This window comes from Microbacterium sp. ET2 (assembly GCF_030347395.1).
GTDB lineage: Bacteria > Actinomycetota > Actinomycetes > Actinomycetales > Microbacteriaceae > Microbacterium > Microbacterium albipurpureum.
This window is the reverse complement of the sequence record NZ_CP128170.1, coordinates 1,118,023-1,143,772: the sequence shown is the minus strand read 5'-3', so window position 1 is coordinate 1,143,772 and position 25,750 is coordinate 1,118,023. Positions and strand designations below refer to the sequence as shown.

Sequence of the window (25,750 nt, the reverse complement as noted above, 5' to 3'; positions counted from 1 at the left end):
GTGTGGTCACCCTTCAGAGTATTGCGGACTTCCCCCGCCCCGGCAGGGTCGCACTCGCAGGATGCCGTTCCCCTACGGCCACCTCACGCTGCCGGACCCGCGATCCGCGCGGCGTGATCAGTCCGTGACCCACGCGCGGGGTCTCAACCGCCATGATGAGCCGTATGACAGACCCCGCCGACTCCTCCGAACTGGCGGCGCTCAGAGAACGCGTGCGCGCGCTGGAGAACGACAACTCCGCACTCGCCGCCGCGGCGAAGCCGGTCCGCGCAGTCGAGGGGTCGCGGTGGCGGGCCGTCGCGTCCGCGTTCCTGATCGTTGTCGCCTCTCTCCTCCTCCCGGTGACGATCGTCGCGGCGTGGGCCCGGATCCAGCTGGTGGACGAGGATGCTTTTGTGCAGACCCTCGCGCCGCTGGTCGACGACCCCGCGGTCCAGCAGCTCATCATCGATGAGACGCTCGACGCCATCGGCGAGCAGGTCGACTTCGAGGAGTTGACCGCGGACGTCTTCGACGGCATCGCAGACCTCGGCCTGCCGCCGCGGGCCGAGGTGGCGCTCGGGCTGCTCCAGGCTCCGGCGGCGAACGGGCTGGAGAGTCTGGTCGCGGGAGCGGTGACAACGGTCGTCGAGTCTGATGCCTTCTCGGACGTGTGGGCGACCGCGACGCGGGCCGCACACCGGGCGCTGACGGTCTCGGCCACCTCCGACGGCGGGGGCTTGGTCGTCCGCACCGACGACGGCGTGGGAATCCAGCTCGGAGCGGTCGTCGAGCGCGTGCAGCAGGTGCTCCTCGACCGGGATGTCGCGATCGCTCAGTTGATCCCCGAGGTCGACCGGGTGATCATCGTCGGCGAGGGGCAGGGGCTGGAAGCCGTTCGGTTCGGCTACGCCCTGGCTGTGACGCTGGGGACGTGGCTGCCGATCGTGACCCTCACCCTGGCGGCGGGCGGCATCCTGCTCGCCCGGCGGCGCAGCAGAGCGGTCATCGGCGTCGGGATCGGCTTCGCGCTCGGAGCCGGGAGCCTGGCAGTGTCGTTCCTCGTCGGAGGAGCAGCCGTCGGAATCGTCGCCGCACGCCTCGACCTCTCCCCGTCGGCACTGGAGGTGATATACGGCCGCTTCGTCGACGCGATGCGCGAGACCGCGGTCGTCTTCACTCTGATCGGTGTGCTCCTCATCGTCGCGGGCTGGCTCGCCGGACGCTCGACCTCTGCGGCCCGGGTGCGGGGCAGCATCCACAGCCTCGATTCCGCCGCGAGACGCGGCCTTCAGGAACGAGGACTCGACACCGGGCGCTTCGGGTCGTGGCTCGCCGAGCGGAGAAGACTCGTCCGGGGCTTCGTCGCCGTCGCCGCCGTCGTGTGGCTGTTCCTGCTCCGGCCGATCGGATTCAGCGATGTCTTCCTCGTCGTGGCGACCGCGGTCGTCGTCGCGTGGATCCTCGAGCTCCTTCAGCGCCGGCCGGAGGAGGAGCCGCAGACCGCCGGCGCACCACCGGAGGCCGCGCTCGGAGGCGCCGCCGATGCGCCCGGTGCCTCGTCGTCCCGCTGATCAGGCCCGTGCTGTCGCCGGCACGGTCACGCCGTTCACCCGCAGAATCTCCTCCTGATAGGGCGCGATGACATTGCCCGAGATCCGGCAGTCCAGAACGAGGAACCGACGGTCCTCCGCGGGCGTCGCGGCCCATGAGGCGATGCGGCCGAGGTCGTCCATCCGCTCGACGACGACACCTTCCGCCCCCACTCCGGAGGCAAGCGCGGCGAAATCGACCTGGGGGATCAGCATCGGCCCGCGGGCGAGACCCTTCAGTCCGTACAGGTTGATCTCCGCCCCGTAGGCGGCGTCGTTCCAGACGACCGCAAGCCCCCGCCCGCCGGCGACGCGCACCGCCGACTCGAGATCGGCGAGGGCCATCAGCCCGCCCCCATCGCCCGTGGTGAGGACGACGGTCGCGTCCAGGTGCGCGAGTGCGGCGCCCGGCACCGACGGCCACCCGAGACCGATCGACTGGTACGCCGTGCCGACCATCATCATCCGGTCGGGGGAGGCGACCGGCCAGTACATGTTGGCCCACCCGATGAAGTGACCGCCGTCGGAGACGACGACCCGGTCCTCCGGGAGGAGCCGTCCGATGCGTGCGGCGACGGAACGCGGGTCGAGGCGGCCGTCGGGGGCGACCCCGTCTCCCTCGTCGTAGCGGCGGAGCGGGGCGAGATCGACCGACTCCCGCCATCCGCTCGGAGAGGCCCCGAGGCGGGCGAGTTCTGCAACTATTTCCTGCGCCACGAGCGCTGCGTCCGCGCGGACGTATCCGCCGACGTGCGGGTGGGTGGCGGTCGGTGCGAGGTCGACCTGGAATACCCGCGTGGTCGGAGCGAACAGCTCGCCGAATCTCATCGTGAACTGGTTGAGGGAGGCGCCGAAGACCACCGCCACGTCTGCCTCGCGCACGAGATCCATCGCCCCTTCGGCGCCGAAGCCCCCGGTCACGCCGAGGTCGTACGCGCCGCGGGGGAAGATGCCGCGGGCCAGCGCTGAGCTCGCGGTGATCGCGCCGGTCGCGTCGGCGAGGGCCCCGAGCGCGCCGCCTGCGCCGGAGATCCACGCCCCGCGACCGGCGAGCAGGAAGGGGCGTCTCGCCTCGCGGAGAGCTGCCGCGATCTCGCGCACGGCAGCGCGGGCGAAGGCGGTCGCGGGGGCCTGCGGCCCGGGAAGGCGCGGTGCGGGTGCGTCGGGCACGGGCCCCGCCTCGGTGGTGACGACGTCGTAGGGAATCGCGAGCACGACGGGGACCCGGTACGTCAGGGCGTGCTCGATGGCGATGACGGTGGTTGCCGCGGCATCGGCGCGGCCGACCGTGTAGGTGCGGACGCCCACGGCCGCCGCCAGCGCGATCTGGTCGACGTCCCACGCGCGGGGCCCCGACGTCGGGGCATCGCCCACGACGAGCACGAGCGGCACGCGCCCCTGGGCTGCCTCGGCCAGGGGAGTGAGGGTGTTGGTGAATCCGGCACCGTAGGTGGCGGTGGCGGCTGCCAAGCGGCCGGATGCGCGGTGGTAGGCGTCCGCGGCGACCACAGCCCCCGCTTCGTGCCGCACCGCGGTGAAGGTCGCCTCCGTCTCGCGCTCGAGTGCGTCGAGGACGTAGGCGTTGCCGTTGCCCATCACGCCGAACACGTGCTCGATGTGGCGGGCGAGGGTGTGGGCGACGTGCGCGGAGACGGTGGGCATGGCGGAGCCTTTCGGCCCTCACGGGAGGTGAGGACGACGTACGGATGCGGGAACCGTATGTGTCTCACGCGTGCTGTGCACGGCTGCGTGCCCCTTTTTCGAGCACCGACCGGGTCGTCCGGGTCGGACGGTGAAATCATATACGACCTGGATGCCGCCGACCAGGCGCACCGCATCGACAGACCTCAGTAGCTCGCGCGCTCCGTCTCCGCAGTCACGGCGGGCGACCATCGCGCGGCGAGTGCCTCAGAGCTGCGCGCCAGGATCGACACGTCCGCGGCGACGAGGAGGAAGCTCGCCCCGGCGTCGAGGTAGGACTGCGCCGCCTCGGGGTCGAACGCATTCACGCCGACCGGCTTGCCCGCCGCTCGCACCGCCTCGAACGTGCGGTGCACGGCGGCGATCACATCGGGATGCGTCTGCTGCCCGAGCAAACCGAGGGAGGCGGCGAGGTCGCTCGGTCCGACGAAGACGCCGTCGACGCCGTCGACGCAGGCGATCTCCGCTGCCGCGTCCACTCCCGCCGCCGTCTCGATCTGGACGAACAGCGAGACGTGCTGATCCGCGTCGGCGAGGTACCCGTCGACGCGGTTCCATCGGGCCGAGCGGCCCAGGGCCGACCCGACGCCGCGTTGCCCGCGAGGGGGATAGCGCACCGCCGACACGGCGGCCTCCGCATCCGCCTTCGACGACACCATCGGGACGAGGAGGTTCTGCGCGCCGAGGTCGAGCACCTGCTTGATGACGACCGGGTCGTTGCTCGGCACCCGCACGACCGGGGTGATGGGGTATGCCGCCACGGCCTGCAGCTGAGCGAGCACCGATTCCAGTCCGTTGGGCGCGTGCTCCATGTCGATGAGCGTCCAGTCGAGCCCCGAGCCCGCGCAGATCTCGGCCACGAGCGGCGAGCCGGAGCACACCCAGATGCCCGCGAGCGGTCTGTCGGAGGCGGAGAGGGCGGCGCGGAAGGTCTGGCTCAGACGAAGCGGCATGTGATCTGTCCCATCGGTCCGTAGTCGCACAGCACCTCGTCGCCGGCGGCCACCCACATCGGGCGGGTGAACGACCCGGCGAGGATGATCTCTCCCGCTTCGAGGCGAGCGCCGTGCTGGTGGAACTTGTTCGCCAGCCACGCGACGCCGGTGGCGGGATGACCGAGCACGCCGGCGGCGACGCCGGTCTCGACGATCTCGCCGTTTCGCGAGAGCACCCCGGGCACCCAGCGCAGGTCGATCTCATCGGGCCGTTTGTGCACCTCGCCGAGCACCATGGCTCCGTAGGCGGCGTTGTCGGAGATGGTGTCGACGATCGTCCGGCCCTCCAGCGCGATGTGCGAATTGAGCACCTCGAGGGCGGGGACGGCGTAGTCGATCGCGGCGAGGGCGTCCTCCAGGGTGCAGTCCGGGCCTTCCAGCGGTCGGCCCAGCACGAAGGCGAGCTCGACTTCGATGCGCACGTTGGAGTAGCGGGAGGCGTCGATCTCGTCGCCGGAGCGGTAGACGGTGTCGTCGAACATCACTCCGTAATCCGGCTCGGTGATGCCGGTCGCCTCCTGCATCGCCTTGGAGGTCAGGCCGATTTTCCGGCCTACGAGGCGACGCCCCGCGGCGATGTTGCGGTCTCGCCACACTCCCTGGATCGCGTACGAGTCCTCGACCGTGGCATCGGGGTAGCGGGCGGTGATCCGGGGGATCACACCGTTGGTGCGATCGGCCTCGGCGAGCTCTTCGGCGATCTCCGCGATCGTGTCAGCAGGCAGCATCCGGTGTCCTCCTCGTCGTCAGAGCTGATTGCCGAGCTTGAACTCGCCGTCGTTCTGCTCCGGCGCGCGGGTGTACGAGAATCCGTCGGCACCGATCGTCACCGCCATCTCCGAGGAATCGGTGCGGGCGACGACGGGCTGCGGGTTACCGTCGAGGTCGAGGACGAGTGAGGCCTCGGTGTACCAGGAAGGGACGACGGGGTTGCCCCACCAATCGCGACGCTGGTTGTCGTGCACATCCCAGGTGACCACCGGGTTATCGGGGTCGCCCGTGTAGTAGTCCTGCGTGTAGACCTCGACGCGGTGCCCGTCGGGGTCGCGCAGGTACAGGTAGAAGGCGTTCGAGACGCCGTGACGACCGGGTCCTCGCTCGATCGCGTCGGAGCGACGGAGCGCACCGAGCTTGTCGCAGATGGCGAGGATGTTGTGCTTCTCGTGCGTCGCGAAGCAGACATGGTGCATTCGCGGGCCGTCGCCGCCCGTCATCGCGGTGTCGTGCACGGTGGGTTTCCGCCGCATCCAGGCGGCGTAGACCGTGCCCTCCTCGTCCTGGATGTCTTCGGTGACGCGGAACCCGAGGGACTGCATGAAGTTCACCGCCCGGGGCACGTCGGGGGTGACCTGGTTGAAGTGGTCCAGACGCACGAGCTCGCCCGGGGTGTACAGGTCGTACCGCCACGACAGGCGCTCGACGTGCTCGGTGGCGAAGAAGAACTCGTAGGGGAAGCCGAGCGGATCGATCACCCGTACCGAGTCTCCGATGCCCTTGGTGAACCCGTTCGGCTCACGCCGCACCTCGCATCCGAGCTCGGTATAGAACGCCACCGCTTTGTCGAGGTCTTCGGCCGAGCGCACGCGGTACGAGAACGCGGCGACGGCCGCGATCGGGCCCTGGCGGAGGACGAGGTTGTGATGGATGAACTCCTCGGTCGAGCGGAGGTAGATCGCGGTGTCATCCTCCTCCGTCACGTGCAGACCGAGCACGTCGACATAGAACACCCTCGAGGCGGCGAGGTCGGTGACGACGAGCTCCATGTACGCACATCGCAGGATGTCGGGCGCCGGCGACGTCGGGGTGGGGATCGGGTTCGCCGACTGAATCGGCGCCTCCTGGCTCACCCAGAAGCCGGAGGAGGTGAGGGTCATGGTGTCGCGGTGACTCATCTCAGTCTCCCTTGCCGAAGGTGGGGTTGTGGACGGCGCCGAGCGTGATGTGCACGGCCTGCTGATCGGTGTAGAAGTCGATCGACCGGTAGCCGCCCTCGTGGCCGAGGCCGGAGGCCTTCACGCCGCCGAAGGGGGTGCGGAGGTCGCGGACGTTGTTGGAGTTCAGCCACACCATGCCCGCCTCGACCGCCTGCGAGAAGTTGTGGGCGCGCTTCAGGTCGTTCGTCCAGATGTAGGCCGCCAGTCCGTACTTCACGCTGTTGGCGAGCTCGAGCGCCTCTTCGTCGGTGTCGAACGGAGTGATGGCGACGACCGGGCCGAAGATCTCCTCTTGGAAGATCCGCGCGTCCGGCGCGACGTCGGCGAACACGGTCGGCTCGACGAAATTGCCGGTCTCGAACCCCTCGGGGCGGCCACCGCCGGCGACCAGGCGCCCCTCGGACTTGCCGATCTCGACGTAGCTCATCACCTTCTCGAAGTGCTCGGGGTGCACAAGCGCGGCGACCTCGGTGGCGGGATTGTGCGGATAGCCGACGCGCACCCGCTTCGCCTGTGCGGCGTAGCGCTCGACGAACTCGTCGTACACCTCGCGCTGAACGAGGATCCGGCTTCCCGCCGTGCAGCGCTCGCCGTTGAGCGAGAACACTCCGAAGATCGTCGCATCGATGGCCGCGTCGAGGTCGGCATCGGCGAAGATGACAGCCGGCGACTTGCCGCCGAGTTCCATCGAGAGACCCTTGAGGTAGGGGGCGGCGTTGCCGAAGATGATCTGGCCCGTGCGGCTCTCTCCGGTGAACGAGATGAGCGGCACGTCGGGGTGCTTCACCAGTGCGTCTCCGGCCTCCTCGCCGAGACCGTTGACCAGGTTGAACACCCCGGTCGGCAGCCCCGCCTCCTTGAAGATGCCCGCCCACAGCGACGCCGAGAGCGGCGTGAACTCGGCGGGCTTGAGCACAACGGTATTGCCGGTCGCGAGGGCAGGTCCCAGCTTCCATGACTCGAGCATGAACGGCGTGTTCCAGGGCGTGATCAGGCCAGCGACGCCGATGGGCTTGCGGTTGACGTAGTTGATCTGGCGCCCCGGCACCTTGTACGTGTCATCGGCTTGCGCGACGATCAGGTCGGCGAAGAAGCGAAAGTTCTCCGCAGCCCGGCGAGCCTGACCGAGAGCCTGCGTGATCGGCAGGCCCGAATCGAAGGATTCGAGCTCGGCGAGGCGGGCGTCGCGCGACTCGACGATGTCGGCGATGCGGTGGAGGATCCGCGAACGCTCCCGCGGCAGCATCCTCGGCCACGGCCCCTCGGTGAACGCGACGCGCGCCGCGGCGACGGCGCGATCGATGTCGGCCTTCTTCCCTGCCGCCGCGGTCAGGTAGGTCTCGTTCGAGACCGGGTCGAGGACGTCGAAGGTCGCGCCGTCGACGGAGTCGACGAATTCGCCGCCGATGTAGTGCTGGATGTGATCGGGGAGGTCAGCGGGCACATGGCGCTCGGTGGTGCGCGCGGCGGTGTCTGTCATGGTGCTCCTTCGCGAGGGTCAGAAGGCCGGCAGGCCGAGGGTCTCGTCGGGGTGTTCGTGGATCATGTAGGCGTCGAGGGTGGCCGAGCGGTGGCGCCGTGCGGCCTTCTCGATCTCGCCGAGCGGCGCGCCGGCCTCGATGAGGCGAAGGATGTTCTCGTGCTCCTGCACCGACTCCTGCGCGCGCCCCGGGACGAAGCTGAAGGTCGAGTCGCGCAGGTGCCCGAGACGGGCCCACTCCGACTCGACGAGCTCGAGCATCCGGGGGTTCGCGCACTTGCCGTAGAGCGTGGCGTGGAACTCCTGGTTCAGCCGGGTGAAGGAGCGGGGGTCGAAGTCCGCGAGCGATTCGATCATCCGCTCATTGACACCGCGGGCATGACGGATGTCGTCCACGGTCAGCCGGCGAGCGGCCAACGCCGTCGCGGTGCCCTCGAGGATCGACAGGGCCTGCATGCTGAAGCGGTACTGCGTGTCGTCGACCATCGAGACCCGGGCGCCGACGTTGCGCTCGAAGGTCACGAGGCCTTCGGCTTCGAGCTGGCGGATCGCCTCGCGGACGGGGACGACGCTCATATCGAGCTCGGCGGCGATGGTACCGAGCACCAGCCGATAACCGGGGGTGAACTCCTGCGAGGCGATGCGCTCCTTCACCCAGTGATAAGCGCGCTGCGATTTGCTCAGGCTCGCCGCCTGCGCGGTCACTTCTCCGCTCGCCATGCCCGGTACCGTTCCTTCCACTTGCCGGCGAGGGGGAAGAGTCCGTCGACCGGATGCCCCTGGGTGACTTGCTCGGCGATCCAGCCGTCTTCGATCTCCTGCTCCAGTGCCGCGTCGACGACCTCCTCGACGAGGGCAGGAGGGATCACGATGACACCGTCCGCGTCGCCGACGACGATGTCGCCGGGCTGGACGGTGGTTCCGCCGCACGCGATCGTGAGGTCGGCGTCCCACGGCACGTGTCGTCGGCCGAGCACCGCGGGGTGTGGGCCCGCGGTGTAGACGGGGATGCCGACCGCCGCCACGGCGTCGACATCCCGGACGCCGCCGTCGGTGACGATTCCGGCCGCGCCGCGCGCGTGCGCCCTGATTGCCAAGATGTCGCCGAGCGTGCCCGACCCGGCCTCGCCTCGCGCTTCGATGACCAGCACTTCGCCGTCACCGACCGCGTCGAACGCGCGCTTCTGCGCGTTGTAGCCGCCGCCGTGGCTTGTGAAGAGGTCTTCCCGGTTCGGCACGAAGCGTAGGGTGCGGGCGAGGCCGATGAGCTTCTTCGCGGGATGCAGCGGCCGGACGCCGTCGATCGTGACGTTGTTCAGGCCGCGCTTGCGCAGTTGCTGCGAGAGACCCGCGACCGGTGCGCGCTCGAGCTTGTCGCGAAGATCGGGCGCGAGCTTCGGAGCAGAGTCGGTGGGAAGCCCTGCCGCCTCGCGCGAGCCCCACGCTTCGGCGCGCTGCAGGTCGTCGACGGCGGGAAGGGAGCCGACGGTCGCGGCGAACGGCTCCTCGCCCTGCACGACCGTCGACCGCAGCCGGCCTGACGAGGGCGCGCCGGGCGCGTGAGGGGCATCCACCTCGACCTCGACGACGTCGCCGGGAACGACCACCGACGACCCCGCCGGCGTGCCGGTGAGGATGACGTCGCCGCGCTCGAGGGTCATGTGCTGCGACAGGTCGGCGATGAGCTGGGTGAAGGGGAAGATCATCCCGTCCGTGGTGTCATCCTGAGCGAGCTCGCCGTTCACCCATGCGCGGACGCGCAGGCCGCCGGGGTCGACCGCCCGCGCATCGATGAGTCGGGGGCCGAGCGGTGTGTATCCGTCGCGGCCCTTGGAGCGGACGTTGGACCCCTTGTCGTTCGCGCGCAGGTCGTAGAGGCCGAAGTCGTTGGACGCGGTGACCCAGCCGACGTGCGACCACGCCTCGTCGACGCCGAGGCGGCGGGCATCGGTGCCGATGATGAGCGCGACTTCGCCCTCGAAAGCGAGCAGTTCGGTGCCGACCGGGCGCTCGACGGTGTCGCCGGAGGCGGCGACGGAGCTCGACGGCTTGAAGAAGTACGACGGCGCGGCGGGACGGCGTCCGCGCTGGTCGGCACGCGAGGCGTAGCTGAGGTGAATCGCCACGATCTTCCCCGGGCGCTGGGGGAGCGCGGTGAACCGCCGATCAGCGGCATCCGTCACAGCGGTGTGTTCAGTCATGAGCTCCCTTGCCTCCGCACTTGCGGCATATTCCAAATCGTATATTATCGACACCGCCCCGGCAAGCGATGGCATCGTGCACCGCCGGAGACAACGTCGTCACGAGGAGTCATTGAAGATGAGCGAGACATCGCAACAGGGGTTCACGCCCACCGGCACCATCAGTACACCGAAAGATCGCCGCCGTGTCGTGTTCGCGACCGTCGTGGGAACCACGGTCGAGTGGTACGACTTCTTCATCTACGCCCAGGCGGCGGGGCTGGTCTTCGCCCAGCTCTTCTTCGCGCCCCTCGGCGAGACGATGGGCATCATCCTGTCGTTCCTCACGGTCGGCATCAGCTTCCTCTTCCGGCCCCTCGGAGCCTTCCTCGCCGGTCACTTCGGCGACAAGTACGGCCGCCGGATCGTGCTGGTGATCACCCTGGTTCTCATGGGGGTTGCAACGACCCTCGTCGGGCTCCTGCCCACATACGCGGCCATCGGTGTCGCCGCGCCCATCCTGCTCATCGTCCTGCGCATCCTGCAGGGCATCTCGGCCGGTGGCGAGTGGGGCGGCGCCGTGCTGATGGCCGTCGAGCACGCGCCGAAGCGCAAGCGCGGACTCTTCGGCGCATCGCCCCAGATCGGCGTGCCCATCGGCCTGCTGCTCGCGTCGGGGATGATGGCGCTGATGTCGGTGCTCGCCCCCGGCGACGCTTTCCTCGAGTGGGGCTGGCGCGTGCCGTTCCTCTTCTCGATCGTGCTGATCCTCGTCGGGTACTACATCCGTCGTCGCGTCGAGGAGAGCCCGGTCTTCGTCGAGCTCGCCGAGCGCAAGGAACGAACCCGCACCCCCATCGCGCAGCTGTTCCGCAAGCACGCTCTGCTGGTGTTCATCGCCGCCCTCGTCTTCGCCGGCAACAACGCCGTCGGCTACATGACCACCGGCGGCTACATCCAGAACTACGCCACCAACCCCGAGGGCCCGCTCGCGCTCGAGCGCAGCAGCGTGCTCCTCGCCGTCACCGGCTCGGCGGTGTTCTGGCTGGCCTCCACGTGGGTCGCCGGGTGGCTCAGCGACAAGATCGGTCGTCGCACCACCTACATCGGCGGCTGGCTGCTGCAGTTGGTGGGCGTACTCACCCTGTTCCCCCTCGTGAACACCGGTGACATCGGTCTCCTCTTCACGGGATTGGCGATCCTCGCCATCGGCCTGGGCTTCACCTACGGCCAGCAGGCTGCGTACTACGCCGAGCTGTTCCCGGCCTCCATCCGGTTCTCCGGAGTGTCGATCTCGTACGCGATCGGGGCCATCCTCGGCGGCGCTTTCGCTCCGACGATCGCGACGGCGCTCGTGCAGGCCACCGGTTCGACCTGGTCGGTCGCCCTCTACCTCGCGGGGATGACGGTGCTCGGCCTCGCGGCGACGCTCGTGCTGCGCGACCGCACCGGCATCCCGCTCGGACCCGACCACGAGGCGGAGCAGGCGAAGAGCCCGATCTACGGGCTCGCGAAGGCGTGAGGCGCGGCCGTGAAGTGGGCCCGCCGGCGGGTTAGCATTCGAAGATGCCGGATGCGACCCCGATCACCGATGTCTCGATCGGCGGCGAGGGCATCCGCCTCGGGCAGTTCCTGAAGTTCGCCGGCGTCCTCGACTCCGGCGGCGACGTCAAAGAAGCGATCATCGACGGCTTCGTGACGGTCAACGACGAGGTGGAACGCCGACGGGGGCGGCAATTGCAGCTCGGCGATGTCGTGACATTCGAGGGGCGAAGCGTCCGCGTCTGCGCGTGAGCGGCTGAACTCCGGTGTTCACGTCACCACCGCGCTCCGCTCGCCGCACGACGACGCCTTCGATCGCGAACCATCTCCTTGACCCTGTGCCAACCACACGGCATTTCCTGGGAGCACGTCGCACCGTGAGCGCCGGGGACCGAAGCGACGGGTGGCGTCGAATGTGAGGAAGGAGCAGCCTTCATGGTTGACGCGAGTGAGGAAAGTCCGCGGTTCTTCGCGACTCCGGGATATGGTGACACGCTGAGAAAAGGTCTGCACTATTCGCAGGCCTTGAGGATCGGGCAACGCGTCGAGACCTCAGGTCAGGGAGGGTGGGGCGACGATCTGACGCTTGTCGGCACGCTCGAGGACGAGATCATCCGTGCGTTCGACAACGTCGAGCGCACGCTTGCGGCTGCTGGCGCGAGCTGGCGCGATGTGGTCCATGTGAACTCTTACCATCTCCCGGACGGCGATGTCATCGGCGAAGAGGACAACCGGCTGATGGTGCAGCAGTTTCGCGACCGCATGGGTGATCGTTTTCCGATCTGGACGCAGACGGGTGTGGCGGCATTCGGGCTCCCCGGGATGCGCGTGGAGATACGTGTCACTGCCTTGATCCGCGACGATGCCGGGTGAGATGAATCAGGCCCCGTCGTCCCGTCCACACGGGGCGTCGCCGCAGTGGGATGACGCGGGTGGCCGCGTCACTCCGCCGTGGTCGTGTTGTCGAGGCCGAGGTGCCGGCGCAGCGACGCTGTGATTTCGTCGAGATGGGCGAACTGCTCGGGGGAGAGCGCGTCGGCGAAGATCTCGCGCACGGCACGCAGATGCGGAACGGACCCGCTGCGGAACCTTTCCCGGCCGTGCTCCGTCGCGGTCACGTCCACGCCGTGCACGTCATCCGCGCAGGGGGTCCGACGGATGAGGTTGCGCTTCTCCATCCGGCCCAGATGGTGGGAGAGACGACTTCGTTCCCACCCCAGGATCGCCGCCAGCTCCGAGGAACGCAAAGTGTGCTGCGGCGCCTCGCTCAGGGCGAGCAGCACTCTGTAGTCGCCCGCCGACAGCGACGACTCGGATTGCATGCGACTCCCGAGACGCGTGCGGATCGCTTCGGAGGTTTCGATGTACTCCCGCCAGATCCGCAGCTGCTCGTGCGTGGGCACCTTCCTGTGGCTTTCGGCCATCATTTCTCCTCCACGGGAATAGACATGTCAATCACCATGTTCAGGCATGGACATGTCAATCCGCATACGAGCGAGGAGAAGCGCGGTGATCACGGCAACGCAGATCAGGGATCTCGAGTTCGGTGTGAACTCGTTCGGTGATGTCGCCACTGATGGGGGACGCCCGCAGTCGGATGAGGAAGCGCTGCTCCTGCTCGTCGATGAGGCGCAACTGGCGGAGTCGGTGGGGCTCGATTCCTTCAGCGTCGGTGAGCACTACCGCGAGGGCATGGTTGATTCGGCCACTCCGGTGATACTGGCCGGCATCGCTCAGGCGACGTCGACGGTCCGGCTCGGCACGTCGGTCACCGTCTTGTCGACACAGGACCCGGTGCGGCTGTACCAACAGTTCGCCACCGTTGATGGGCTGTCACGCGGGCGCACACAGCTGGTTCTCGGGCGCGCTTCGGCTATCGAGTCTTTCTCGCTGTTCGGATACGACATCGAGGAGTACGAGCAGATCTTCGAAGAGAAGCTGGACCTATTCCTGCGGCTGATGCGTGAGGATCGCGTGACATGGTCGGGGCGGTACCGGCCCCCCCTCGATGACGTGCGCCTCCACCCACGGATGCCCGAGGGAGGGATCCCCACCTGGATCGGCGTCGGCGGAAGCCCCGATTCCGTCGTCCGTGCGGCCCGGCACGGGTTGCCCTTGATGATGGCGGTCATCGCCGGACGCCCGGAACGCTTCGCCGGCCACGCCGAGTTGTACCTGAGGGCCCTCGCCCGATTTGAACGGCAAGAGCTTCCGATCGGCCAGCACTCCATCGGCTTCATCGCCGACAGCGACGAGGAAGCCAAGAACACGTACTGGAAGTACTGGCGGCCTGTCGTCGCCGCGCTCAACGAAGAGCGCGGGTTCTATCCTCCGACGGCCGAGCGGTACGAGACGGAGGTCAGCACCGGTGCGCTCTACGTCGGGTCCCCGGAAACGGTCTCCCAGAAAATCGCGAGCATCGTCCGCGCCAACCATTTGTCCCGCTTCGACCTGAAGTACGACGTTCGGCATCTGCCGCGGGAGGCGCGCGCACACAGCATCCGCTTGTTCGGTGAACGGGTGGTCCCTCGGGTGCGGGAGCTTCTCCATGAGAACCCCGGTGATTGGCGCCTCACAGGGCGCACTCCGGCAGAGATCGTCAAGGGCGGTCGAGCCGTCCATGCGTGAGATCCACGAAAGGAAGCGGTCATGAGCAACGTGAGTGAGTTGGAGTTCGGTGTCGATACGTTCGGCGACCTGCCGCGCGACGATCGGGGTGCCGTCGTCTCGTACGGCGAGGCGATCCGCGCCACCCTTGCCGAGGCGGTTCTCGCGGACGACCTCGGCATCGATGCGATCGCCATTGGAGAGCACCACCGTCCGGAGTTCGCGATCTCCTCTCCGGAAACCGTTCTCGCCGGGATCGCCACGGTGACCGAGCGCATCCGTCTCGGCTCCGGCGTCACCGTGCTGTCCTCCGACGACCCGGTGCGGGTGTTCCAGCGTTTCGCCACCGTCGACGCTCTTTCCAGAGGGCGCGCGGAGGTGATCCTCGGCCGCGGATCGTTCACCGAGTCGTTCCCCCTTTTCGGATATGACCTCTCCGACTACGAGGTGCTCTTCGACGAGAAGATCGATCTGTTCCATGCCCTGCTCGATGAGAAGCCGGTCACGTGGGAGGGGACGACCCGCGCCGCACTCCACGGCGCAGACGTGTTTCCCAAGACCGACTCCGGCCGGTTGCGCACGTGGGTCGGCGTCGGCGGCACTCCGCAGTCGGTGCTGCGCACGGCTCAGTACGGATTCCGCCTCATGCTCGCCATCATCGGCGGCGCCCCCGCTCGCTTCGCGCCGTACGTCGATCTGTACCGGCGCGCGACGGAGCAACTGGGCACAACCGCCTACCCGGTCGGTATGCATTCGCCGGGATTCATCGCTGACACTGACGAGGAGGCAATGGAGACCTTCTACCCCGGTTACAAGATCATCCGCGATCGGATCGGAGCGCTGCGGGGCTGGCCGCCCCTGCAGCGGTCGGACTTCGAGGCCGATGTCGCGCACGGATCGCTCTATGTCGGTTCGCCGGAGACAGTAGCGCGCAAGATGGGGGCGGCCATTCGAACCCTTGATGTCGGACGATTCGACCTCATCTACACAGCCGGCGGTGCCCTTTCGGCGAGCGCCCGTCTTCGTGCTGTCGAACTGTACGGCACGAAAGTGATCCCGATGGTCCGCGAAATCCTCGCCGAGACGCCCGCACGCGCAGCCATGACCGGGGCGTCCTTCCGCCGATGAACGAGCGTAGTGACACGGATCACACGATGCGCCGCAGCACGACGGTCGGAATCCTCGGGGCGGGGAAGGTCGGCACCGTGCTCGCCCGCCTCGCGCTGGCCGCCGGGTACCGCGTACTCATCGCCGGTTCCAGGGAACCCGAGCGGATCGCTCTCACTGTCGACGTGCTGGCGCCGGGCGCGATCGCCGTTCGGGCGGAGGATGCCGCGCGCGAGGCGGACATCGCCGTCCTCGCGCTGCCCCTCGGGAAGTACCGCCACCTCCCCGCAGCAGAGCTCGACGGCACGCTCGTCATCGACGCCATGAACTACTGGTGGGAGACCGACGGCATCCGGGACGACCTGAACGACCCGCGCACCTCCACGAGCGAGATGGTCCAGGATTTCCTTGCCGGCTCGCACGTCGTGAAGGCGCTGAACCATATGGGTTATCACGACCTCGAGGAGGAATCCCGACCCCCCGGCGTCCCCGGACGCAAGGCCATCGCGATCGCCGGCGACCACCCCGACGACCTCGCGCAGGTCAGCGCATTCGTCGACGCTTTGGGTTTCGACCCGATCGTCGCGGGTCCCCTCGCCGCGGGCGTCGTTCTGCAGCCAGGCAATCCGACCTTCGGCGCCGACCTCCCGAGAGAGGACCTGCAGGCGCTCATCGATGCCACGGTCGCCGAGGGCTCGCCTCGGCCGGTGCCGGTCTCACCGGGATCAAGACCCGCGATGCGGAGGAACATGCGATCTCATGCCTGAGATGGGTCGATCTGCGTCAGCGCCTCCTCGATCTCAACCGCCCACTCGTCGGGTCGATGCGTTCCCGCCAGGGCGAGGGCGAGGGTGAGGTCGGCGCGGGCATCGTCCAGCCGTCCCAAGCCCATCAAGGCGAAGCCACGGTGCCTCAGCGCCCGTGCCTGGAAGGAGTCGTCGCCCGTCACCTGGGCCAGTTCGGTCGTCACGCGGAGCACGTCGTCGTATCTCTCCAGCGCGAGGAGTGTCCGCGCCGCTCCCGAGAGCGCGCTGTCGCGAGTGCTGGCGCGGTAGTACTCGTCGATCTGCGTGGTCGGCGAGGCCGTGAGAGCGAGGACGTGCTCCAGTTCCGCGAGAGACTCGCCGGGATCCGTATGGCGGAGCACGTCTGCGAGCGCTTGCCGGGCCTGCAGCTCGCCCTCCATCGTGCCCGCCGCCTGGAAGGCCGCCACGGCCTCCCGAGCGTGGTCTGCACCGAGAGCGGGGTTCCCGGCGAAGGTCGCGCTCCCCGAGAGGTGCGTGAGCGCCCATCCCCGGAGCACCTCATCACCGATCGCGGTGGCTCGGTCGAGCGACTGTCGCGCGGCGATCTCCGCCCTCCGGTAGTCGAACGTCTCGAAGAGGTGCATGTACGCGACGTCGCCGAGCGCGTCGGCCTGTGTCCGCTCATCGCCGAGCGCCTCCGCCGACTCGGCGAACACGGTGAAGAACTCGTGCCAATGTCCCCATTCGAGCCAGCGATCTCCGAACCATCGAATGTCTGCGGCGGCGTCTCGCACGTGTTCGTGATCTCCGTCCGCAGCCGTGCGCCGCAGTCCGGCCCACCAGTAGTCGACCTCGGTCGTCAGCCACCGCCTCGCCTCCTCGAGGTCGCCGCCTTCCCCCGACGGGGCGAAGGCGCTTCCGTAACGGGCGGCGGTGTCGATCATCCAGCCGTTGAGACGGGTCGTGCGTCTGTCGATCTCGTCGGTCGGATGCTCGGCTTCGAGCCGCTGCGTCGCGTAGAGCCGCAGGAGCTCGTGCAGACGGTATCTGCCGCCGTACAGCGGCTCCACCATGCCGAAATCCACGAGCCCGTCCAGGAGATCCTGGGTGACATCGGCCTGCGTGCCGTGAACCGCGGAGGCCGCGTCGGCGCTGAAAGTCGACGATGCAGTCAACAGAGCGAGGTCCTGGAAGAGCGAGCGGATGGGGGTGGGGAGCGCGTCGTACGATGCCGCGAAGACCCGTTCTACGGCGAGATCGCCGGCGACGAGCAGACCCAGGCGCTTGTTCTCCGCTCTCAGCCGACGGACGAAGTCCTCGGCGGTGCGGGTCGCCTGGGCGCTTATCCGTCCTGCCGCCACGCGAAGCGCGAGGGGCAGGTCGCTGCAGAGCTCCGCGAGTTCGTCGAGGCTCCGGTCGGTGCGTTGCGCCGCCGGGATAGCAGTCCTGAGGAATGACAGGCTGTCCGTGCGCGTGAAGGGCGGAAGGCTGACATGCTGCGCGCCCTCAACGCCGGGCAGCGTACGACGGGAGGTGACGATCAGCCGTGACCGGCTGTCGGCGGCGAGCACGGGGCGTACCTGCGACTCGAGAGCCGCGTCGTCCAGAATCGCCATGACGGGTGTTCTGGCTGTGGCATCCGCCCACGCCTCCGCCGCCTCCGCGAACGAACGGGACATGTCCTTCCCGTTCGTGAGCTGGCGCAGAAGCCCGCGCAGCACCTGCAACGGCGTCAGCGGCCGTCCCCCCACCCCCTGCAGATCGAGGAAAAGCTCCCGGTAGCCCTCCGGGCGAGCTCGCCGCAGCGCTTCGACCGCCACTGACGTCTTCCCGACACCCGGCGTACCGCTGACGATGACGGGTGACGCCACACTCCGCGGCCCGTCCGATGTGCCGAGCATCTCCACGATGAGCGCGACATCGGTCTCCCGGCCGGTGAAGTCGTCGATCCAGTGGGGGCGGAGGCGTGCGACATCCTCGTCTCCGTCGGAGATCGACGCCCGCCGCCGTTCCCGCGCCGCCGCGAAGAACGCGTTCCGCTCCTCACCGTCGAGTGACAGTGCATCGGCGAGGGCCACCACCGTGTGGCGCTGCGGCGTCGTGCTGACGCCTCGTTCGATGTCGCCGATGGCGCGATCGCTGATCCCGGAGCGCTCGGACAGTGTCTCCATCGTCAGGTCACGGTCGAGTCGGTGCTGGCGCAGGAGTGCACTCAGCGCGGTGGAGTGACTCATGAGCACACCTCGGTCGCAGCTTCTGCCGGTCTTCTTCGTCCCATCTTCCTGGTCGGCGGGGTCGCCGAGAAGTCGAATAGGTGACGGACGCAGAGCGCGTCTGCAAACAGGGAGATCGACATGCCACCAACCATCGTCCTCGTCCACGGCGCGTTCGCCGACGCGGCCAGTTTCGCGCCGGTGACGCAACGCCTGCTCGACCAGGGGTTCACCGTCCGGGTGCCCGCCGTCCCCAACCGCAGCCTGCTGGGCGACTCGGCTTACATCCGCTCGGTGGTCGAGCAGATCGACGGCCCGGTCCTGCTCGTCGGCCATTCTTACGGCGGGGCTGTGATCACGGTGGCCGGGGCGGCCGAGAACGTCGTCGGCCTGGTGTATCTCTCCGGGTACGCCCTCGACGAAGGCGAGAGCCTCGGTGAGCTGCAGGGTGGCTTCCCTGACTCCGACCTCGCCGCGCACCTTGTCTACACACCGTTCCCCATGGATGGAGCCGAGCCGGGCACCGACGTCTCGGTCGAGGTCGACGCATTCCCGGCCATCTTCGCAGCGGGCATCGATTCCGCCGACGCCCAGGTGCTCGCCGTGTCTCAGCGGCCTCTGGCCGCGTCGGCGTTCAGTGAAGCCGCGCCGGTTGCGGCCTGGAAGACGAAGCCGGCATGGGGCGTCGTCTCCTCCGCGGACCACACCATCAATCCGGATGTCGAACGTTTCGGGTACCAGCGCGCGGGGCTGCGTGGCATCGTCGAGATCGATGCCCCCCACCTCGTGATGCGATCGCACCCCGACGAGGTCGTCAAAACGATCACAGATGTGATCGCCGAGTTGGACTGACAAGGAGAACCGATATGCCCTACGTAACCACCGCCGACGGCGCTGAGATCTACTACAAGGACTGGGGCGACCCCGGCGCTCAGCCCATCGTGTTCCACCACGGGTGGCCGCTGTCGTCGGACGACTGGGACGCCCAGATGCTCTACTTCCTCGCCAAGGGCTACCGGGTCATCGCGAGCGACCGACGGGGGCACGGCCGGTCGTCGCAGATCGGCACCGGTCACGACATGGACCATTACGCCAGCGACGCCTCCGCCGTGGCGGAGCACCTCGACCTGCGAAACGCCGTCCACATCGGGCACTCGACCGGCGGCGGCCAGGTCGCCCGCTACGTCGCCCGGCACGGCGAGCCGCAGGGACGGGTGGCGAAAGCGGTGCTGGTCGCCGCCGTTCCGCCGATCATGGTCCAGAGCGAGTCCAACCCCGAAGGCACTCCGCGCGAGGTCTTCGATGGCTTCCGCAGCGCGCTGGCCGCGAATCGCTCGGAGTTCTTCCGTGCGGTCGCCGCGGGACCGTTCTACGGATTCAACCGTGAGGGTGCGACGCTTTCAGAGCCTGTCGTGGAGAACTGGTGGCGGCAGGGGATGATGGGAGGCGCCCTCGCCCACTACGAAGGCATCAGAGCGTTCTCCGAGACCGACCAGACCGATGACCTCCGAGCGATCTCGGTGCCGGTGCTCGTGCTGCAGGGTGACGACGACCAGGTTGTGCCCTACCAGGATGCCGCCGTCAAACAGCATGAGCTGCTTCGGAACTCCACGCTGAAGATCTATGAAGGTCTGCCGCACGGCATGCTGACAACCCACGCAGAGGTGCTCAATCCGGACATCCTGGCCTTCATCCAGGAGTGACGACAGCTCGGCCCGCGAGGACGGTTCACCCAGCAGGAGCCGCGGGTGAACCGTCCGCGCCGTCGCGCCGTGCTGTCAGGAGGAGGGGCAGGTCGGGTCGCCTTCGGGGAGTACCCCTTCGATGAGGTAACGCGACGCGATCTCGTCGACGCATGGATTGGTGCCCAGCGCCACGACCGTGTGCCCCTCACCCTCGACCGTCACGAGCGTGCTGCCGAGCGTTTCAGCGAGGGCGATGCCGTTCGCGTGCGGAGTCGTCGGATCCCCCGTGATCGACACGACGACCGTCGGGACCAGACCTTCGATGTCCACGCCGTGCGGTGTGCCGAGTTCTCCGCCTTCCCCCGGGAAGTCGGCGCAGTGATCCCGCGCGCCCTCCGCCCTGTCCGTTCCGGGGTCTGCGAAGGGCGCCACCTCGAAAGCGGCATCGCGGAGCTGCACGAGTTCGTCCGACGTCAATCGGGGCTCGTCCGCGCAGTTGATCGCCATCAGCGCTTCCGACTGATTCGACCCGACACCGTCGGGGGATGAGCCGTCGAGAGCCGTCGCGAGCTCCAGCAGGAGGGTGCCGTCACCGCGCTGCACGCCGCGAAGACCGTCGATGACGGTGGGCCAGGATGCTGGGCTGTACAGCCCGGTGACGACGCCGCCCCAGGCGAGCGCGAAGTCCACCTCGGCCTCGCCCGCAGGGATGGGTTCCTCGGCGAGGGGCTGGAGAAGATCCTGGAAAGCCGCCGTCGTGCCCGCCGGATCGGACCCGAGCGGGCAGTCGGGCTGCATCGTGCAGGAAGCCGCCATGGCCTCGAACGCTGCCTGGAAGTCGCGGTAGGACGTCAGCAGGCGTTCTTGGTAGCTGAGGGTCGGATCGAATGCGCCGTCGAGCACCATCGCGCGGACTCGGTCGGGGAATTGCTCTGCATAGATCGTTCCCAGCCGGGTGCCGTAGCTCTGGCCGAGGAAGGCGATCTGTTCCTCGCCGAGCACCTCGCGCAGCACATCCATGTCATTAGCGGTGGTGCGTGTGCCGACGTTCTCGAGGGCTTGCGCGCCACCGGACCCGTCGATGCAGCGGTCGGCGAGCGCTCGGGTCTCCTCTTCGGTCAGAGGGGGGACGATGGTGCCCAGACTCTCGAAGACCTCATCGCCGAGGGTCTCGGTCTCGGGGTCCCAGCAGTCCACGGCCGGCTGCGTCGCGCCGACACCGCGTGGATCGAACCCGACGAGGTCGAACCTCTCGGTGATGGGGCTCTCCGAGAGACCGAAGTAGGCCGCCATCGTGCCGAGGAGGCCGGCGCCTCCCGGCCCTCCGGGGTTGAACAGCAGCGGCCCCTGCGACTCCCCTCGCGCCGGGATGCGCACAAGGGCCACCGATGCGGTGTCGCCCTCCGGGGAGGCATAGTCCATCGGCACCTCCATTCGCGCGCATTCGGCCTGCGGTAGGAGGGGGAAGGTGTGCACGCTGTGACGGCCAGGGCGAGAACCGCCAGCGCCGCAAAGGTGAGAATGGTCTTCGGCCTGCGTCCGAGTGCCGGCCCGTCGAGGGTCGACTCTCGTCGTTTTATCGTATTCCCCGTGGGCATGCCGCCACTCAAAAGCATGTGGTCGCCACGTGGTCAAGTCCAGGAACGATCGCACGTGACGACGGGGTCGCCTTCCCCGCGCGATCCGCTGCCCTGATCATCGGTACTCGGGGTTCGGCTGGTGCGGTGCGCAGCCCGCATCCCACTCGCTCCGGCGGTTTCCGAGCGCGGGAAAGCCCCCGGCGGATCTCAGCATGGCCGCGAGGTGCAGCAGGTTGTAGGTCATGAAGGTGGTGTTGCGGTTGGTGAAGTCGTTCTCCGGTCCGCCGGAGCCGGGGTCGAGATAGCCGGGTCCCGGCCCGGCCTCGCCGATCCAACCCGCATCGGCCTGTGGCGGAATGGCGAACCCGAGGTGTTGCATGCTGTAGAGCACATTCATCGCGCAATGCTTCACGCCGTCCTCGTTTCCGGTGATGAGGCAGCCGCCGACATGCCCGTAGTAGGCGTACTGCCCTGAGGAGTTGAGCAGAGCAGAGCTCGAGTAGAGTCGCTCGATCACCCGCTTCATCACCGAGCTGTTGTCACCGAGCCAGATCGGGCCGGCGAGGACGAGGATGTCGGCGGCGAGGACCTTCTCATAGATGTCCGGCCACGCGTCACGATCGCAGCCGTGCTCGGTCATATCAGGCCACACCCCCGTGGCGATGTCATGATCGATCGCTCGGATCTCCTCGACACGCGCTCCGAGGTCGCGCATGATTCGCGCACTCATTCGGACGAGTCCGTCGGTGTGGCTCGGTTCGGGCGAGCGCTTCAGTGTCGCGTTGATGAAGAGGGCCGTGATCCCTTCGAATCGCAACGGTGTCGAGCCGTCGTCCCCGCTCGTCGTGACCATCTCATGTCGTCCCTTCCGCACCGAGACTGCGGTGATGCCCCTATGGCACACCCTGTGCAGGGAACAGGCTCAAGGTGCGGGCCCCTGCCGGATGCGGATCAAGGAAGCGTCATCTCCCTCAGCTGTCGACGCGAAGTGATGCCGAGCTTTCGGAAGATGTTGCGCAGATGGGCGTCGACCGTTCGTGAGCTCAAGAAGAGCTGCGCGGCCACTTCGCGCGATGTCGCCCCCGTGGCGACCAGGCGCGCGATCTGCACCTCGCTCGCGGTCAGTGCGTCTGTCCGTTCCGCGCTGCGCTTGCGCGGATGCTCTCCGGTCGCGCGTAGTTCACGGGCTGCGCGCCCCGCGAAAGCGACAGCCCCGATGCTCACGAACAGGTCGTGCGCGGCGCGGAGTTCGCGGCGCGCGTCTTGGCGGTGACCCTCGCGACGAAGCCACTCACCGTAGACGAGGTGAGCGCGCGCGAGGTCGGTCACGACGCGACAGGTGCTGAGCATCTCGATCGCCTCGCGGTAGAGCCGATCGGCGGCATCTGCGGTCGTCAGAAGCGCTCGCGACCGCGCTTCGAGCCCGAGCGCCCAAGCGGTGCCGCTTCCCTGCGCTCGTGCGCTGAGGGCTGCCATCGCGCCAGCGGCCTGCTCTGTATCACCGTTGCGGGACGCCGCTTCGACGAGCTCGGGGAGGGTCAGGCTGACGCTCGTCAGCGAATCCGACTCGCACGCGCGTGCAGCGACCTCGCTCGCCTCCGAATAGTTGCCCATTCCGTTGCTCAACACCGCGAGCGCGTAGTCGGCCAGCGCGACTTCGACGCTTCGCCGACCAGTGCCGGTGATCGCGGTGTGGAGCTCTGTCGCCCGCGCCTGGTCGCCGTGCCACGCGGCGAGGAACAACTCGGCGTAGCGCAGGGGCGCCGCACCGGTGGCCACGGTGATCGCCGCGGCTTCGGCGGCCAGCTCGGTCGCACGCGCGAACTCGCCGGTGAGCACCAGCGTCGATGAGAGGCTGACGAGTGCCGCGGGGAGGGCGGCAAAGGCGCCCGCCTCTCGTGCGAGGCGCACGTTGCGCTCATCGAGGAGATGGATGAGGTCGTCTTCGAAGAGCGCGGCCGCGGTGCGGCTGGCGAGCCAGAGCCAGCGGTCGCTGCCGCCACGACCCGCACGATCCGGGCGCGGCCGGTCGTGGCAGAACGCTTCGAGAGCGACCCTCAGATCGGCGACACTCGCCTCATATCCTCGCGTGAACATCACCACCAGGCCGTCGAGGAGCAGATCCGCCGGTTCAGGCGACGCGGGAGGTGGGGGAGCTGCACGGGCGGAATCGGCGACCGTCGCAAGGCGGCGGGCGTGATCCCGGCCGCCTATGAGCGTCGCCGCCTCGATGGCGTCGAGATAGGTTTCCCGAGAGATGCGAGCGTTCAGCGGGGCGAGCCGGCGTGCCGCGGCCAACGCCATCTCGGGCACGTCGTCGCCGCGGGTCAGATGAAATGCGATGCGCACACGCAGGAGTTCGAGCCGCGCGCGGCCGAGATCGTCCAACCGCCCGGCCTCCGCGATGTCGAGGAGGCCGAGTGCCGCCGCCGACGCGCCTGCGACGTGCTTGGCATGTGCGGCTTCGAGCGCCCTTCGTGCACGGTCGGCGTCGTCCGGAGTCAACCGCGTAGCCTGCTCCAAGAAAGCCGCGGCGGCTGACAGTCCGCCCCGGCTGCGGGCTCGATCAGCCGATCGCTCCAGCTCCGCCGCGACCCCCTCGTCGGGGCCCTTGACGGCGTGGGCGCGGTGCCAGGCGCGACGATCGGGATCGACGCCCGCATCGGTGGCGTCGGCCAGTGCGGCGTGCACCCGTCGCCGATCCGCCGCGGTGGCGGCTCGGTAGACGGCCGAGCGCACGAGCGGGTGACGGAAGCGGACGTGCTGGTCGATGTCGAGCAATCCGGCCTCCTCCGCCGGCCCGAGGCTGTGCCCGGCGAGCTCGAGCCGTTCCGCGGCCCGCCACACGAGACTCGAATCGCCGGTCGGCTCGGCCGCGGCCAAGAGAAGCAGCAGCTGCGTCTCTGCGGGCAGGTCGGACGATCGGCGCGTGAAGCTCCTCTCGACGCGCAGGGGCACGTCGGCCAGATCCGGCACCTGGAATCCACCGGCCAGTTGCGCGGACCTCGAGCTCCTCGGGAGTTCGAGCAGGGCCAGCGGGTTGCCGCGGGATTCCGCGATGATCCGTTCGCGCACTCGCTCGTCCAGCGCCGCGCCCAGCGCAGAGGCGAGCAGGGTCCGGGAGTCCTCTTCGCCGATGCCCACCAGATGGAGTTCCGGCAGCCCCGCCAGCGTGGCAGGGTCGCTCTGGGCATCGCCGCCGACGGGGTCGCGCTGGGCGAACAGAAGCGCGATCCGCTCGGCGGCAAGACGCCGGGCGACGAAAGCCATGACCTGCGACGATGCCTCGTCCAGCCATTGCGCATCGTCGATGAGGCACAGCAATGGCTGCTCCTCTGCGGCATCGGCGAGCAGGCTCAAGACCGCGAGGCCTACCAGGAATCGATCCGGCGGTGCGCCGTGACGCAGACCGAACGCGACCCCGAGAGCCGAACGTTGCGGATCCGGAAGGGCCTGGATGCGGTCGATCAGGGGAGCGCACAGCTGATGCAGACCGGCGAAGGCGAACTGCGATTCCGACTCGACACCCGTTGCGGCTTCTACGCGGAAGGCCGACGTCAGAGCGAAGGCGCGGGCGTGGTCGAGCAGGGCGGTCTTGCCGATCCCCGCCTCGCCGCGCACCACAAGGACACCGCTGCGACCGGCTCGCGCCCGGGTGATCAGATCGTCGACGACATTCTGCTCAGCACGCCGACCCAGGAGACCCACTCGTCCTGCCTCCCTCCCTGTTCGGAGGCGCCGTCGGGGATGGTTCCAAGAACAAGGTTAGACGAGGCGGGAACCGCGGGGCGTGCCCGCGCCCTCAGATCTCGTCGTCTTGCGACGCTGACGCGCCGGGGTCGACTTCACCTCGGCTCGCGTCGAATTCCGTCATGAGGAGCGCTGCGGTACTGGTGAAACCGGCGGCGAGGATCAGAAAGAGGGAGGGGATGAAAGACGTCGGCTGCGGCATCCAGCCGCCGAGAACCCACGGAAGAATCGCCGACATCAGCACGATTATCGTCGTGAGCCACTCGTTCAGTTTCAGCGTCGATGACGACGGTCCGCCCTCTCGACGAAGGATGCGCCGTCCGGTGTCGAACGTCAGCGTCACGAGGACGGCGGTCAGACCGATGAAGATGAGGACCGCCCAGACTCGAGGAAGGGCGCCCAACGCCAGTCCCGCGAGCATCGGAATCGCGTACGCCGCGAAGATCCACCGCATGCCGGAGCGCCAGTATCCATCGGCGGCCTCCGCGGCGCCGAGACGCCGGTGGGCGTCGGAGCCGATGTAGAACACGGCTGCGACGATGAAGGTTCCAAGCATGGTCGCGGCGATGCCGGCGAGAGCGAAGAAGGCCTCCCGGTCCGACATGTCCCTAACCAACACCCGGTTCCGGCCACATACTCAAGCGCGCTTCTGGCGGGGC

The 25,750-nt window shown here is 68.4% G+C and carries 22 protein-coding genes; 9 read left to right on the top strand and 13 right to left on the bottom strand.

All coding sequences use genetic code 11. The features are described 5' to 3' along the window. Positions 1-164: 164 nt before the first annotated feature. The gene (locus tag QSU92_RS05615) at positions 165-1,553 is read left to right on the top strand and encodes a hypothetical protein (RefSeq protein WP_289265195.1); all 1,389 of its coding nucleotides are present in this window, start codon (positions 165-167) and stop codon (positions 1,551-1,553) included. Here QSU92_RS05615 and QSU92_RS05610 read toward each other — a convergent pair whose 3' ends face one another. The 7 genes from QSU92_RS05610 to QSU92_RS05580 form a co-directional block, all read right to left on the bottom strand. Next, entirely contained in the window at positions 1,554-3,233 is a 1,680-nt protein-coding gene (locus QSU92_RS05610) for a thiamine pyrophosphate-binding protein (RefSeq protein ID WP_289265194.1), read from the bottom strand. A gap of 185 nt (positions 3,234-3,418) precedes the next feature. After that, positions 3,419-4,225 (bottom strand): HpcH/HpaI aldolase family protein, encoded by an 807-nt coding sequence (locus QSU92_RS05605; RefSeq protein ID WP_289265193.1) that lies wholly within the window; start codon positions 4,223-4,225, stop codon positions 3,419-3,421. Beyond that, a complete protein-coding gene (locus QSU92_RS05600; RefSeq protein ID WP_289265192.1) occupies positions 4,210-4,995 on the bottom strand; it encodes a 2-keto-4-pentenoate hydratase in 786 nt (261 codons plus the stop codon). Before QSU92_RS05600 ends, QSU92_RS05605 begins: the two co-directional genes overlap by 16 nt. Before the next feature lie 18 nt (positions 4,996-5,013). Then, on the bottom strand, positions 5,014-6,159 hold the full coding sequence (hpaD, locus tag QSU92_RS05595) for a 3,4-dihydroxyphenylacetate 2,3-dioxygenase (protein WP_289265191.1): 1,146 nt from the start codon (positions 6,157-6,159) through the stop codon (positions 5,014-5,016). Between the two features lies 1 nt (position 6,160). Next, complete coding sequence (gene hpaE, locus QSU92_RS05590; protein WP_289265190.1) at positions 6,161-7,681, bottom strand: 5-carboxymethyl-2-hydroxymuconate semialdehyde dehydrogenase; 1,521 nt, start codon at positions 7,679-7,681, stop codon at positions 6,161-6,163. Positions 7,682-7,699: 18 nt separating this feature from the next. Further along, positions 7,700-8,401: a GntR family transcriptional regulator gene (locus QSU92_RS05585; protein WP_289265189.1), complete on the bottom strand. Its 702-nt coding sequence runs from the start codon at positions 8,399-8,401 to the stop codon at positions 7,700-7,702. Further along, complete coding sequence (locus tag QSU92_RS05580; RefSeq protein WP_289265188.1) at positions 8,383-9,882, bottom strand: fumarylacetoacetate hydrolase family protein; 1,500 nt, start codon at positions 9,880-9,882, stop codon at positions 8,383-8,385. The genes QSU92_RS05585 and QSU92_RS05580 overlap by 19 nt, the downstream gene beginning before the upstream one ends. Positions 9,883-10,000: 118 nt before the next feature. Here QSU92_RS05580 and QSU92_RS05575 point away from each other — a divergent pair, with 118 nt between their 5' ends. The 3 genes from QSU92_RS05575 (at position 10,001) to QSU92_RS05565 (ending at position 12,276) form a co-directional block, all read left to right on the top strand. Further along, entirely contained in the window at positions 10,001-11,383 is a 1,383-nt protein-coding gene (locus QSU92_RS05575) for an MFS transporter (RefSeq protein WP_289265187.1), read from the top strand. A 44-nt stretch (positions 11,384-11,427) separates the two neighbouring features. Beyond that, positions 11,428-11,655, top strand: a complete 228-nt coding sequence (locus QSU92_RS05570; protein ID WP_289265186.1) for an RNA-binding S4 domain-containing protein — start codon at positions 11,428-11,430, stop codon at positions 11,653-11,655. Positions 11,656-11,838: 183 nt separating this feature from the next. Then, a complete protein-coding gene (locus QSU92_RS05565; protein WP_289265185.1) occupies positions 11,839-12,276 on the top strand; it encodes a Rid family hydrolase in 438 nt (145 codons plus the stop codon). Between the two features lie 68 nt (positions 12,277-12,344). Here the strand turns inward: QSU92_RS05565 and QSU92_RS05560 are convergent, their stop codons facing one another. Further along, a complete protein-coding gene (locus QSU92_RS05560) occupies positions 12,345-12,827 on the bottom strand; it encodes a MarR family winged helix-turn-helix transcriptional regulator (RefSeq protein ID WP_289265184.1) in 483 nt (160 codons plus the stop codon). A gap of 85 nt (positions 12,828-12,912) precedes the next feature. On the opposite strand from QSU92_RS05560, the gene QSU92_RS05555 reads away from it, so the two are divergent. The 3 genes from QSU92_RS05555 to QSU92_RS05545 are packed head-to-tail and all read left to right on the top strand — an operon-like array spanning position 12,913 to position 15,884. Then, positions 12,913-14,031 (top strand): LLM class flavin-dependent oxidoreductase, encoded by a 1,119-nt coding sequence (locus QSU92_RS05555; protein ID WP_289265183.1) that lies wholly within the window; start codon positions 12,913-12,915, stop codon positions 14,029-14,031. Between the two features lie 21 nt (positions 14,032-14,052). Beyond that, entirely contained in the window at positions 14,053-15,138 is a 1,086-nt protein-coding gene (locus QSU92_RS05550; RefSeq protein ID WP_289265182.1) for an LLM class flavin-dependent oxidoreductase, read from the top strand. Between the two features lie 26 nt (positions 15,139-15,164). Next, a complete protein-coding gene (locus QSU92_RS05545) occupies positions 15,165-15,884 on the top strand; it encodes an NADPH-dependent F420 reductase (protein ID WP_289265181.1) in 720 nt (239 codons plus the stop codon). On the opposite strand, the gene QSU92_RS05540 is transcribed toward QSU92_RS05545, so the two are convergent. Then, entirely contained in the window at positions 15,875-18,097 is a 2,223-nt protein-coding gene (locus QSU92_RS05540) for a helix-turn-helix domain-containing protein (RefSeq protein ID WP_289265180.1), read from the bottom strand. The genes QSU92_RS05545 and QSU92_RS05540 overlap by 10 nt on opposite strands. 120 nt (positions 18,098-18,217) lie before the next feature. Here QSU92_RS05540 and QSU92_RS05535 point away from each other — a divergent pair, with 120 nt between their 5' ends. Continuing rightward, a complete protein-coding gene (locus tag QSU92_RS05535; protein ID WP_289265179.1) occupies positions 18,218-18,928 on the top strand; it encodes an alpha/beta hydrolase in 711 nt (236 codons plus the stop codon). A gap of 14 nt (positions 18,929-18,942) precedes the next feature. Further along, positions 18,943-19,779 carry an alpha/beta fold hydrolase gene (locus QSU92_RS05530; protein ID WP_289265178.1) on the top strand — a complete coding sequence of 279 codons (837 nt, stop codon included), beginning with the start codon at positions 18,943-18,945 and terminating at the stop codon, positions 19,777-19,779. Between the two features lie 75 nt (positions 19,780-19,854). Here QSU92_RS05530 and QSU92_RS05525 read toward each other — a convergent pair whose 3' ends face one another. The 4 genes from QSU92_RS05525 to QSU92_RS05510 all read right to left on the bottom strand — a co-directional run bounded on the left by QSU92_RS05525 (position 19,855) and on the right by QSU92_RS05510 (position 25,695). After that, positions 19,855-21,183 (bottom strand): alpha/beta fold hydrolase, encoded by a 1,329-nt coding sequence (locus QSU92_RS05525; protein WP_289265177.1) that lies wholly within the window; start codon positions 21,181-21,183, stop codon positions 19,855-19,857. A gap of 273 nt (positions 21,184-21,456) precedes the next feature. Next, positions 21,457-22,194, bottom strand: coding sequence for a flavodoxin family protein (locus QSU92_RS05520; RefSeq protein ID WP_289265176.1), 738 nt, complete (start codon positions 22,192-22,194; stop codon positions 21,457-21,459). 98 nt (positions 22,195-22,292) lie between these two features. Then, a complete protein-coding gene (locus QSU92_RS05515) occupies positions 22,293-25,049 on the bottom strand; it encodes an ATP-binding protein (protein WP_289265175.1) in 2,757 nt (918 codons plus the stop codon). A gap of 94 nt (positions 25,050-25,143) precedes the next feature. After that, the gene (locus QSU92_RS05510; protein WP_289265174.1) at positions 25,144-25,695 is read right to left on the bottom strand and encodes a hypothetical protein; all 552 of its coding nucleotides are present in this window, start codon (positions 25,693-25,695) and stop codon (positions 25,144-25,146) included. Positions 25,696-25,750 lie beyond the last annotated feature (55 nt).